Raw genomic sequence first — 12068 nt, 5'->3', positions numbered from 1 at the left:
GGCCTCGAGCGGCACGGCGAGGCCCCCGCGCGACCGGCCGTTGTCGTGGTCCGCACGTGTGCTCGGAGCCGCGTCCGCGGTGCCACCGCCCGGCTCCGATGCCCCGCGAGATCATCTCGAGGCGGTCCGGACTCCTACCGCTGCCGGCCGGAACAGCGCCGCGGCGGAACTGCCCGCTGCTGCCCGCTCGTTCGAAGCATCGTGCGTTTCGGCGGCTCCGGCACGGGTGCGCGTCGTTGCACGCCTGCGGGCAGTCAGGTGTGCGGTGGTGTCCGCACCGCTTCGGTGACCAGCGCGGCGTTGTCCTCGGCGATGTCCCCGCCGGGCAGCGTGAACGTGTCCTCGAATCCGATGCGGGCGTGCAGCCCCCGTCGTTTGGCCAGTCCGAGGACGGACCACGCCCCTGCTCCCCTTCCGTGCAGCAGGACCGGGAGGTTTCCGGGGGCGAGGCGTTCGAGTCGGTCGAGCAGCGTCGTGGCCGTGTTCGCGGCTCCGTTCCGGGTGGGATCGGTGACTCTGGCGAGCACGCGCAGCGCTCGGCCGCGCTGGGGCCACTGCGCGAAGTCCTCCTCCGCGTTGGTTCCCGAGTGGATACCGACCTCCACCCCGATGCCGCGTTCCATCAGGGCGAGGGCGATTTCCTCCGCTCCCCGCTCGTGCCAGTTCACCGAAGCGTGGTCGGGCAGCACCGTCCACTCCCCGATCGCTGTGAGCCTTGATCGGGTGTCCGGGGCGGTCCAGGTGCCCGTGGTGATTCCCACCGGGATTCCGGGGGCGGCTGCGCGCGCGGCGTTCACGGCGGCGGCCACCGTCGCCGGGTCCAGGCTGTCCGTGCCGTCGGGGGTTTTGGGGTGCAGGTGGATGTCCTCGGCGCCTGCCGTGACGCTGTCCGCCGCGGCCTTGGCGAGGTCGGGGGGTTGCACGGGCAGATGGTGGTGTTCCCGGGGACCTCGGGCGCCGTTGAGGCAGACCTGCAGCATGGGTTCATTCTGCGTGATCGCCGTGCGGGGCGAAACACGGATTTCCGGAGGTCGGGGCGTTTCGGCTGCGTGTCGGGGTTTCGGGGCTGAATCGGTTTCGTGGGCGCGGTCGCGTGTGGTGGGTGTGATCCGTTGCCGGGGGCCCTGGTTGTCGGTTGTTCGGTGGATAGCATCACCGTTGTAATACCCGGCGACCAGGAGAGAACTCGATGACTCGTTCCCCCGTTACCGTGACTGTTACCGGTGCTGCCGGTCAGATCGGTTATGCGTTGCTGTTCCGGTTGGCTTCCGGGCAGCTCATCGGTCCGGACACGCCGATCAAGCTGAAGCTGTTGGAGATCCCCCAGGCGGTCAAGGCCGCCGAGGGCACGGCCATGGAGCTGACCGACTGCGCGTTCCCCCTGCTGCACAGCATCGATGTCACCGATGACACTCGGGAGGCTTTTGACGGCACCAACATCGGCCTGCTCGTCGGTGCACGTCCTCGTGCCAAGGGGATGGAGCGGGGTGACCTGCTCGAGGCCAACGGTGGCATTTTCAAGCCCCAGGGCGAGGCGATCAATGACCATGCCGCCGAGGACGTGCGGGTGCTGGTCGTGGGCAACCCGGCGAACACGAACGCGTTGATCGCCCAGTCGCACGCTCCCGATGTTCCCGCGGAGCGTTTCACCGCCATGACGAGGTTGGATCACAACCGCGCCCAGGCGCAGCTCGCCGCCAAGCTGGGTGTGGGGGTCGACGAGATTCGCAGGTTGGCGATCTGGGGCAACCACTCCGCCACGCAGTACCCCGACCTGTTCCACACCGAGGTCGGTGGCAAGGTCGCGGCTGATCTGGTCGAGCGGGACTGGATGCGGGACGAGTTCATCCCCACGGTGGCCAAGCGTGGTGCGGCCATCATCGACGCCCGTGGGGCTTCGTCGGCGGCTTCAGCGGCCAATGCCGCCATCGACCACGTCCACACCTGGGTCAACGGCACGGCCGAGGGGGACTGGACTTCGGCCGGTGTGGTCTCGGACGGTTCGTACGGTGTTCCGGAGGGCTTGATCTCTTCGTTCCCCGTCACGGCGCGGAACGGGCGTTACGAGATCGTGCGCGGGCTCGACATCGACGAGTTCTCGCGGGAGCGTATCGACGCTTCGGTGCAGGAGCTGGTCGAGGAGCGTGACACCGTTCGCGGGCTCGGACTGGCCTGAGCGGGCGGTTCGTTGTGCTTCGGGGCCGGTGGGAATCTCCGGGATTCCCACCGGCCCCGATTTTCCGGGCTGGCCGTGTCGTGGGGTCAGCTGGAGGGGGTCAGCGGTCCCACCGGCAGTACGGTGCGCTTGTAGGTGAAGTTGGTGACCCCGGCGAACGATCCGTACCAGGCCAGGATCGCGGTCACGATTCCGACCCAGCCGCCGGTTTGGGCGATCGCGTCGGAGCCGGCGAGGTCACCGATGGCCAGCAGGAAGAAGGTCAGGGTCAGGGCGACGAACACCGCCAGCACGGAGACGTTGACCCTGGTGGCGGCCACGGTCATGTAGGCGGTGAAGATGCCCCAGGCGAGCAGGTAGAGCCCGGTCGCGGTGGCTGCGTCGGATCCGAGGTCGCCGACGACGAACTGCACGTACGCCGCGAAGGACAACCAGAACGATCCGTACGAGGTGAAGGCCAGGGCCCCGAAGGTGTTGGCCTTGCGGAACTCCCACATGCCGGCCGCGAACTGGGCGAGACCACCGTAGAACAGGGCCAGCGGCAGCACGACCGGTTCCAGGTCGGAGCTGAGCAGACCGGCGTTGAAGACGCTGAGCACGAAGGTGGTCAGCGCGAAGGCGGCCAGTCCGAGCGGGGCGGGGTCGGCGATGCTGGCCGTGGGGTCCGGCGGCGGTGCCGGGTGGTTCTTCTCGGTGGTGTTGTCATTGCTGTTTTCGGCAGCCAATACCCTCGTTCCTCTCAGTGTGTCCGGCCCGGAAATTTCGCGTTGGAACCGAATTTTCGGACACGTCGGGCATTTTCGAACTTGCTGTTCTGTTGTCGGTTGTCGTTGGCCTGTGTGACACAAGCTACGGTAAGTTAAATCACTCACCCCCGGATCGCCTAGTGGGGTGCGTCGAATGGTGGTCGTGACACGACGAACGACCACCGAGTCGCGCGACAATCGGACATTGGAGACATTCGGGGCGCTGCGCGTGGAGGGGTGGGCGCCCGTCGGGCGCGGAAGTCGGTCGTGCCGCAGCGGGTCGGTGCCGGGATCGGTTCGTTTGGCAGTATCGGCCGGGTGCGCTTCTATGCCGACTTGCATATTCACTCCAAGTACTCCCGCGCGTGCAGCAAGGACTGCGACATCGAGCACCTGGCGTGGTGGGCTCGGCGCAAGGGGGTCACCGTCGTCGGCACGGGGGATTTCACGCATCCGGCCTGGCGGGCGCATCTGCGTGAGGTTCTCGAGCCGGCCGAGCCGGGGTTGTTGCGGTTGCGGCCGGAGTACGAGCGTGAGCTGTCGCGGACGTTGCCCGCCAGCTGTCACACGCCGGTGCGGTTCATGCTGTCGGTGGAGATCGCCACGATCTACAAGCAGGGTGACTACACCCGCAAGGTGCATCATCTGTGCTATGTGCCCGATTTCGAGGCGGCCGAGGAGTTCAGCCGCAGGCTGGGCAACATCGGCAACCTCGGTTCCGACGGGCGTCCGATCCTGGGGTTGGACTCGCGGGACCTGCTGGAGATCACGCTGGAGTCCGGGCAGGGCTCCTATCTCGTTCCGGCGCACATCTGGACGCCGTGGTTCGCCGTGCTGGGGTCCAAGGCCGGGTTCAACTCCGTTCAGGAGTGCTACCGGGACCTGGCCGACAACATCTTCGCGTTGGAGACGGGGCTGTCCAGCGATCCGGAGATGAACTGGCGTCTTTCCGGGTTGGACGGCTACACCCTGGTCAGTCATTCCGACGCCCACTCCCCGCCGATGCTGGCGCGGGAGGCCACCGTGTTCGACACCGAGCTGGACTACTTCGCGATTCGTCGTGCGCTGGAGACGGGCCGCGGTGTCGAGGGGACCGTGGAGTTCTTTCCCGAGGAGGGCAAGTACCACCTCGACGGGCACCGCAAGTGCGGCATCCGGTTCGATCCGGCGGACACGCGCGATCACGGTCGGTTGTGCCCGGAGTGCGGCAAGCCGTTGACGGTGGGGGTGCTCAACAGGGTCGATGCCCTGGCCGACCGGGATGTCGGGGTGCGGCCGAGTGGGGCGGCCGGTTATCGGAACCTGATCCCGCTTCCGGAGATCATCGGTGAGCTCCGCGGTGTGGGGCCCAAGAGCAAGAAGGTGTTCGGTGAGATCAGCGCTCTGACGGCCCGGCACGGTTCGGAGTTGGCCATTCTGGAGGATGTTCCCGTCGAGCGGTTGCGTGCCGACGATCCGCTGCTCGCCGAGGCGATCGAGCGGTTGCGCGGTGGTTCGGTGCACCGGCAGGCCGGTTTCGACGGCGAGTACGGCCGGATCCGGGTTTTCGAGCCCGAGGAGTTGTCCCGGTTGCGTTCGCGGGGGTCGGTGTCGTTATTCGACGATTCGGTGTTGCGGGCCGCTGCGGCGCGTCCCGCGGAGTCGGATCCCGCTGCGCGGTCGGTGGCAGCCGTGGAGGAGCCGACCACTTCCCCACTTCCCGGCGGTGAGCACGAGGGGTCCGCGCCGGTTCCGGCCGGCGGGGCGGACGCGGGCGAGGTGAACGCAGGCGCGGGGGTGCTGGCCGGGCTCGATCCCGATCAGCGGGCGGCGGCCGAGGTGCGGTCGGGGCCGTTGATGATCGTTGCCGGGCCGGGGACCGGGAAGACGCGCACGGTCACGCACCGGCTCGCCCATCTGATCCGGGAGCGCGGTGTGGCTGCGCGGGAGTGCTTGGCGATCACTTTCACCCGGCGGGCCGCTGTCGAGCTGGCCGACCGGCTCGGCGAGCTGGTCGGTTCGCAGGTCGTGGAGGAGGTCTCCGTGGCCACGTTCCATTCGCTGGGTATGGACATCGTGCGGGACAACCACGCTGCTTTGGGGTTGCCCGCGGAGTTCGGTGTGGCCGACGGTCGGCGCAGGGACGAGATCCTGGCCGGGTTGACCGGGGACGAGCGCGGCGCGCGGCGGCTCGGTTCGGAGATCTCCCGGGCGCGTCGTGGTGGTGAGGTCCGGCAGGAGGTCGAGCGGCTGCTGCCCGGGTATCTGGAGGCGCTGCGGGCGGAGGGGCTGGTCGATTTCGACGATCTGCTCGTGCTGCCGGTTCGGTTGTTGGAGGCGGATGCGGGGCTGGTCGAGCGGTATCGGCAGCGTTTCCGGTGGATCACCGTGGACGAGTACCAGGATGTCGACGAGGTGCAGTACCGGCTGCTGCGGTTGTTGGCTCCTGCCGCGGCCAATGTGACCGTGATCGGTGATCCGGACCAGGCGATCTACGGTTTCCGCGGGGCGGATGTGGGGTTTTTCCTGCGGTTCGAGCAGGATTATCCGGACGCGCCCGTGCTGGAGTTGACGCGGAACTATCGCAGTGGGCGGCACATCGTGGAGGGTGCGGTTCGGGCGATCGAGCCGGGCAGTCTGGTTCCGGGGCGGCAGTTGCGTCCGGTGGGCGGGGTCGCCGAGCACCCGGTGGTGGTGCATCGGGCCTCCGACGAGCACGCCGAGGCCAGGTTCGTGGCTCGCACCGTGGACGAGCTTCTCGGGGGTTCGTCCTTTCACTCCTTCGACAGTGGCCGCACCGATGGTTACGAGGCGGGGTCGATCGGGTTCGGCGATGTCGCGGTCGTGTACCGCACGGACGCGCAGTCGCGCGTGCTGCGGGAGGAGTTGGTTCGGCAGGGGTTTCCCGTGCAGAAGCGCAGCCACGACCCGTTGTCGGCGCGGCCCGGGGTGGGGCCGTTGTTGGACGAGTTGGGTTACGTCTCGGAGGGTTCCGGGGAGGTGACCGAGCGGCTGCGTGCGGCTGCCGAGCGGGTGGTGGCGACCGTGCCCGGTGAGCACGACACGGTGCACGCCGCTGTCGAGTTGTTGCGGCCGTTGGCGGCGCGTTTCGGTGTGGACGTGGAGGGGTTTCGGCGGGAGGTGCTGCTCGGTGCCGAGGTGGACGCGCTGGATCCGCGGGCCGATGCGGTGTCGTTGTTGACGCTGCACGCGGCCAAGGGGCTGGAGTACCCGGTGGTGTTTCTCGTGGGCTGCGAGGACGGGTTGTTGCCGTTGCGGTGGCCGGGTGAGCAGCGGGAGGACGATGCCGAGGAGCGGCGGTTGTTCTTCGTGGGCGTGACCCGGGCGCAGCGGAGGTTGTACGTGACTCGTGCCGCGCGGCGCGGGGGTTCGGACGAGGGGCGGCAGCGTTTCCCGTCGCCGTTTCTGTCCGAGCTGGGGTCTGCTGCGGTGCGCAGCGAGGAGGATGGGGGCGGGCGCAGGCAGCAGCGGCAGTTGACGCTGCTGTAGTGGTTCGTTGCCGGGGTGGAGGGTGTCACCGTGTGGGTGGTTTCCGGTGACCTCTCCCCTGTCTGCTGCTGTTTTCCCGCCGGTGGTGGCTAACTCTGTTCGGCCCGGTTCTCCTGAAGTTCCCGCGAGCCGCAAAGTAGCGGCTGGTCGCACGTGAGCGCTCGATCGTGGTGTTGGTGGTTGCGCTAGCGTCCGGGCGTGCGTCAGAGCTGGACATCGGGCGAGCTGGTTGATCCGACCGCATGGCCGAGGCCCGCGACGGTGATGCCATCTGGGTTGGTTTTCCTGTGCCAGTGTTGAGTTGGGGTCATAGTTCGGCGTGACGCAACCTCCAGACTCCGAGTGCTGCTGCTGCCAACAGAGTCGTAAGAATCACCGTGAAAGAGCTCATCCAGGACAACGTGAAGTGATCTGGGCCGAAGTGGGAGCTGTAGAATATCTGGTAGAGAGGGTCCAGGCGTGTCCAGCCGGTGCGGCTGCCCAGTGGGGCGAGTACTCCCCCCAGCAGCACCCAGACGAGACCGGCCATGGCAGGTGTCAGCGGGTGGGGCACTACGGTAGAGACCAGCATCACCACGGCTCCGATGGCCCAGAGCGCCAGCGCGGCATAGAGCATGATGACCAGGACGAACACCGGTATCGGTAGCTCGGCCCAACGGTAGTAGAGCTCGCCTCTCAGGGCTGTTGGACTAGCGGTGGTGCTCCATCCCAGTTGCATCCCACCGAGTAGCAGCATCACCACGAGCACCAGGCTGCTGTAGACGACGGAAAGCACGCCGAGCGCGCAGATTTTGGCGCTCCACCAGTGACCACGAGAGGGGGCTCGCAGCACGGTCATGGAGGCGACTCCGAGGGTGCGGTCCCGCACGTACAGGTCGCCGGTGAGGAACACGAACCCGAGCACGAACACGAACAGCACGAGGACCGTGTTGGTGAACAGACCCGGCACAGCGTCCCAAAGGTTGACAGGGCGCAGCCCGCCGCCATCGTAGTCGTAGCGTACATACCCCAGGGACAGGTGTACGGCGGCGAACCAGGCCGGAACCGCCATGAGCCAGCGGTACGTGCCCAGGGCACGGGCCAAGTCGGCACGTGCCAGTCGCAGCGTGGCCCTCACGAGACGACCTCGCTTTCGGAGCCGGTCAGTTCCAGGAAGCGCTGTTCCAGCGAACGCTGCGCACGGTCGACGGCCTCGATACGCACTCCGGCACGGACCAGGTGCGCAAGCAGCTCGGGCACATCTGTGGATGCCAGCTCCACCGTGGGCCAGCGAGTGCCATTCTGGTCGGTCAGTGCGATACCGGTGTGGGCAGCCCACTCGCGTAGCGCGGCCACATCGTCGGGACCGGTGACACTCAGCCGCACCATTTCCTGCTGGGACCGATGCAAGTCAAGTTCTTCCAGCACTCGACCGTGGCGTACGAACAACACCCGGTCACAGACCTGTTCGAGTTCGGTCAGCAAGTGGCTGGCCACGAACACTGCCACGCCCGCCGTGGCCAGCTGCCGGATGAGCTCGCGGAACTCGACGATGCCGCGCGGGTCGAGCCCATTGGTGGGTTCGTCCAGGAACAGTAGCCGAGGACGCTCCATCAACGCTTGGGCTACCCCCAACCGCTGCCGCATACCCAGAGAATAGCCGCGCACAGGCCGTCGATCCTGCGGGTCCAGACCAACTTTTCGAAGAGTGTCGGCGATGTCCTCCTCGGTGGCCACGTTGCGGATACGCGCCAGCAGCCGCAGGTTTTTCCGCGCCGACAGGTACGGTACGAACTGCGGATGTTCGGCGACCATGCCGATACCGTCGGGGCTGCGTGCTTGCCTCGTCAGATCCGCACCGAGTATCTCGATCTGACCGGCGGAAACCGCCGACAGGCCGGTCATCATCCGAATAAGCGTGGTCTTTCCTGCCCCGTTCGGGCCAATGAACCCCACGACCTGCCCAAAATCAAGGTCGAGATCGAGATCCCGTACCGCCCAGTGCGAGCCGTACCGCTTTCCTACCCCGCGCAGTAGAGCGGCCTTCTCCGGATCACTCATCGAGCCTCCCTGCGCACGAACAATCCTATCGCCGCCATTACGGTCAGCACCGCCACAACGCTCCAGTACACCAGCACCGCACTCATCGAACCGGGCCCCGGACTCGTGCCCAAATCCAGGTAGGTGTACGGGCTCAACCGTTTCGCCGGCCCTTCCAGTACGAGAGCGCCGCCCACGACCAAAAGAAAAGGAACGGCCGCGGCCAAGTACTCATTAGCTATCATCGCCCCCACTACCAGCCCGGTCAACGACAAAACACCGGCGGCCACACTCAGCATCACCACCAGCATCAGATCATGCACGGCAGGCGCGGCCATAAACAGCTCCGGAACCAGATAATCCGTTCCGGCCGGAGCGTCCGTAGCTCCCCATGGAAACACCGCCGCGGCCGTGCCGAACACGATCACCTGCGACAGCAGAACTGCCATGGCAGTGGTCAGGAACATAGCCACGGCCTTAACACCGAGGAAACGCCCCGCTCCGACACCGCGGACCAGGATCCACTGCGGGTAGTTACGAGCACGATCCTCGGCCAACGATCCTGCCGCAGCCACTCCCCCCACGAGCGGGATCAAAAAGGCATAAATACTCAGAAGGGATTCACTCAGCGCTCCGAACACACGGATCTCATACAACGATCCCCTACTGCCAGCCATGGGATTCGTTCCCGCCATAACCACGGAGCCCACCACACCCGCGAGCAGCACCGTCACGACGAAGCGGTACCGCAGCAGCAGCCGCCGCAGCTCACACCTCAACAACCGCATCATCATCACCAACACAGCATGCGTTTCGGACTCGAAGCGAGCACACGGTCGGCGCGTCCAGACTGGCAATATCGAAGCACAAGAGTGAACACTACCGCAGTGATCACCTGGAACTCAAACTCGGTCACCACAGGATGACTGTCCTGTGGTGACCGAGAATTATGTAGCACGTCCGTCAAATGTACCTTTCCGGATTCACCGCTTCATCAATAGATGCTCACGTTGCCAAGAGCCTGGATAGTAACAACCGCTGGTGAAGCCATCGCCATGCGCACCTTCCGCGCATTGTCATAACCGTTTGTCCAGATAATCCGAGAATCCCCTTCATTGAGATTGAGTGTCGTGCCGTTGTACTGTTGGCCGGTTCCAATGTCGTTCAGGTTGACGTCGATACGCTTACCTCCCGAGTCGTCCAGACTTATCTCTACGCGCTGGCCGGGCTGTACCCAGAAAGTCTGGCATTGATCTGCCCACCCAAATTCGGGAATAATGCAATTGTACGAAATATTCTGCGAAGCAGGATTAAGATTAGCTGACCCCTGCCCGGAAGTCTGAGCAACAGCAGGAGCAACCCCCAAGGCCAATAGAGCAAAAAGACCGCTTGCCATAGCGACACTCAGACGTCTCGCTAACATGAGCATAAATACTCCTTGTAGAAATAACAACCACATAGACACACAAAGTGACTATAGGAATTGGTGGTTTTATTCCTGATAGTCACCCTGGTGCCCCGCGTCGAAGTTGGATATTTTTATTTAACCTCGACAATATTGCCGAATATTCCCGAGTGATCCAATCAGCCAAACGGTGGTGATATACGACACTCGGTTGCGATCGGTGGTAAAACTCCCATCGCGCTGGGACTTAGTGGGCGGCAACCAGCAAACAGCACGGCGACTTCGACGGGAGTGCGCTGCGAAAACAACTGAAATGCGGACGTATTGGCCAGCGCTCATGCTATGTGAATACTGGCAAATAAAATACCAGAATTCGTACCCGCGACCGTTGCATCTGGCCAGCGAAGTATGCACAGCGGAAGCTCGTCTCGGACGCAGCATGGTAGCCAGAACCCGAACGACCAGGACAATGCGTTGCGTCGGGCAAGTGTCGTCGAAGAGAACCTTTGTCCACGGAACAGGCCGAGCTTGCCCAACAGCTCTATGACAGTCGGGAAAAGACGGTTCAGCAGATCGCCGACCTCGTCGGCGTGCCCCGCACCACCGTCTACGTCTACCTCACCACGACCAACCAGTGACCCCTACCTTACGGCGCGCCATAGCGACCTGACCTGAGAACCACACCTACTTTGCGGCTCGCGGAAGATCCGGGAGAACTGAACCTACTCGTGGGGGTCGTCGATGACGCCTGCCATGGTGTAGGCGGGGCTGTTGTTGAGGTTCTCGTCCACGCGCAGGTACAGGCGTGTGGTGCGGGGGTCGGCGTGGTCGAGGTAGGTCTGCACTTCGGCCAGTGAGCGGCGTTTGCCGAGTGAGGTGGCCACGCTGTGGCGGGTGGAGTGCGGCACGAGTCGCTCGGGGTCGTTGATGCCGGCTGCCGTGGCCGTGCGGCGGAGCATGTTCGCCAGGTAGCTGTTCGACAGCGGCCTGCCTCCGGGTTTGCCGCGGTAGGGAGTTCCGGCGAACAGCGGTCCGGTCAGTTGGGCGGTGTCGAGGTTCTGGCGGGCGGCTCGCAGCCGCAGGTAGTTGTCCACCATGGCCGCGGCGTAGGGCACGAGGGGTTTCGCGGATTGGCCGCCGCCTTTGGTGCGGTAGTGCAGCAGCCGGTGTCCGCCCCGGGTGCCGAGGTCGTCGGGCAGGCGGGCGTTGCGCACGGCGCCGGAGCGCACGCCGGTGGTGATCAGCACCCGCAGCACCGCGGCGTCGCGGACGGCGGTTTCCAGGGTTTCGGGGTCGGCGTTCTCGGCGCGGCGGGTGGCCTCGGCCAGCAGCGCGTTGAGTTCCTCGTCGGAGAGCCAGGCCGTGTCCGAGCCGTTGGAGCGGCGGTTGTGCTTGGGGCGTTTGACGCGGGCGGCGGGGTCGCTGGTGGCCGCGTCGTTGTCGATGAGGTAGCCGTACCAGCTGCTCACCCCGGCCAGGCGGGTTCGGGCGGTGGCCGGTCCGACGTCGAGTCCGGACACCCAGTGGTCCACATCGGCGCGGCGTGCTGCCAGGGGGTCGATGTTTTCCAGTTGGCAGAAGCGCAGCCAGCGGGCCACCGCGTGGGTGTAGGAGCGGGCGGTGTGCGGGTCGCGTCCGTCGCGTTCGGCCTGCTCGACGAGTTCGCGGGCCCACAGTTCGGTCAGCCCGCGCAGGTGGTAGCGCTGCCCCGGTTCCGGGGCGGGCAGGGTTTCGCGCGCGGCGGAGGGCAGTTCGGCGGACACGTCGGTGGGGGGTGTCACCTCGCCCGGGCGTGTCGAGCGCGCGGGGGTGGTTGCCGCGGTGGTGTGCTTGTCGGGAGGGGTGGCCTCCATTTCAGGTCTCCCGCGAGGTCGTCGAACGCTGCCCGCGGCAACCTAGCACGGGTTTTGTGCGTGGCGGGTGGTGTTCGCTGAGGTGCTGCGCGCCCCGGGGGACTGAGACTGCAGCTGCTGTCCTTTCCCCGTGAGGCGGCGTCGGAACCACCTGGTCAGGCCGGTGTCCACCTCGCCTGCCGGCGCTAGTCGTCCGACAACAGGTCCACGACCGAGCGCATCCGGATCGCGGCGTTCACCACTGCTGTCGCGGCGACCGGAATCCCGGCGTCGGCGAGGACTCGCAGCGCGACGGCTCCGCCCAGCGATCTCACCTTCGCCGGAAACATCCTCGAGACCGGCACCATCTCTCCTACCGACTCGCCCATGCCCGGTCGGCG

At 65.8% G+C, this 12068-nt stretch carries 10 protein-coding genes and 1 pseudogene; 3 read left to right on the top strand and 8 right to left on the bottom strand.

Annotated features, from left to right (window positions below; all coding sequences use genetic code 11):
• Positions 1-254 precede the first annotated feature (254 nt).
• Entirely contained in the window at positions 255-980 is a 726-nt protein-coding gene (locus G9Q41_RS01195; protein ID WP_165631553.1) for a 3-keto-5-aminohexanoate cleavage protein, read from the bottom strand.
• A 209-nt stretch (positions 981-1189) separates the two neighbouring features.
• Between G9Q41_RS01195 and G9Q41_RS01190 the strand changes: the two genes are divergently transcribed.
• The gene (locus G9Q41_RS01190; protein WP_092521606.1) at positions 1190-2176 is read left to right on the top strand and encodes a malate dehydrogenase; all 987 of its coding nucleotides are present in this window, start codon (positions 1190-1192) and stop codon (positions 2174-2176) included.
• Positions 2177-2262: 86 nt separating this feature from the next.
• Here G9Q41_RS01190 and G9Q41_RS01185 read toward each other — a convergent pair whose 3' ends face one another.
• On the bottom strand, positions 2263-2901 hold the full coding sequence (locus G9Q41_RS01185; RefSeq protein WP_092521607.1) for an acetate uptake transporter family protein: 639 nt from the start codon (positions 2899-2901) through the stop codon (positions 2263-2265).
• Between the two features lie 339 nt (positions 2902-3240).
• On the opposite strand from G9Q41_RS01185, the gene G9Q41_RS01180 reads away from it, so the two are divergent.
• Positions 3241-6411 (top strand): UvrD-helicase domain-containing protein, encoded by a 3171-nt coding sequence (locus tag G9Q41_RS01180; RefSeq protein WP_165631554.1) that lies wholly within the window; start codon positions 3241-3243, stop codon positions 6409-6411.
• Positions 6412-6718: 307 nt separating this feature from the next.
• Here the strand turns inward: G9Q41_RS01180 and G9Q41_RS01175 are convergent, their stop codons facing one another.
• From G9Q41_RS01175 to G9Q41_RS01160, 4 genes are all read right to left on the bottom strand, one after another.
• Entirely contained in the window at positions 6719-7360 is a 642-nt protein-coding gene (locus tag G9Q41_RS01175; RefSeq protein ID WP_165631555.1) for a hypothetical protein, read from the bottom strand.
• Positions 7361-7524: 164 nt separating this feature from the next.
• Positions 7525-8451: an ABC transporter ATP-binding protein gene (locus G9Q41_RS01170; RefSeq protein ID WP_165631556.1), complete on the bottom strand. Its 927-nt coding sequence runs from the start codon at positions 8449-8451 to the stop codon at positions 7525-7527.
• The gene (locus tag G9Q41_RS01165) at positions 8448-9227 is read right to left on the bottom strand and encodes a hypothetical protein (RefSeq protein WP_165631557.1); all 780 of its coding nucleotides are present in this window, start codon (positions 9225-9227) and stop codon (positions 8448-8450) included. The genes G9Q41_RS01170 and G9Q41_RS01165 overlap by 4 nt, the downstream gene beginning before the upstream one ends.
• A gap of 197 nt (positions 9228-9424) precedes the next feature.
• Positions 9425-9895 carry a hypothetical protein gene (locus tag G9Q41_RS01160; protein WP_165631558.1) on the bottom strand — a complete coding sequence of 157 codons (471 nt, stop codon included), beginning with the start codon at positions 9893-9895 and terminating at the stop codon, positions 9425-9427.
• 446 nt (positions 9896-10341) lie between these two features.
• Between G9Q41_RS01160 and G9Q41_RS01155 the strand changes: the two genes are divergently transcribed.
• Positions 10342-10473 (top strand): helix-turn-helix domain-containing protein, encoded by a 132-nt coding sequence (locus G9Q41_RS01155; protein WP_165631559.1) that lies wholly within the window; start codon positions 10342-10344, stop codon positions 10471-10473.
• An 84-nt stretch (positions 10474-10557) separates the two neighbouring features.
• Here the strand turns inward: G9Q41_RS01155 and G9Q41_RS01150 are convergent, their stop codons facing one another.
• On the bottom strand, positions 10558-11688 hold the full coding sequence (locus tag G9Q41_RS01150) for a tyrosine-type recombinase/integrase (RefSeq protein WP_165631560.1): 1131 nt from the start codon (positions 11686-11688) through the stop codon (positions 10558-10560).
• Between the two features lie 200 nt (positions 11689-11888).
• A pseudogene (locus tag G9Q41_RS22180) lies at positions 11889-11996 on the bottom strand (alpha/beta hydrolase); the annotation flags it as partial.
• Between the last annotated feature and the right edge of the window lie 72 nt (positions 11997-12068).

This window comes from Actinopolyspora sp. BKK2 (genome assembly GCF_011291845.1).
Classification (GTDB): Bacteria; Actinomycetota; Actinomycetes; order Mycobacteriales; family Pseudonocardiaceae; genus Actinopolyspora; species Actinopolyspora saharensis.
Note: the sequence above shows the minus strand (reverse complement) of the source record. Positions and strands in the feature narration are given on the sequence as shown.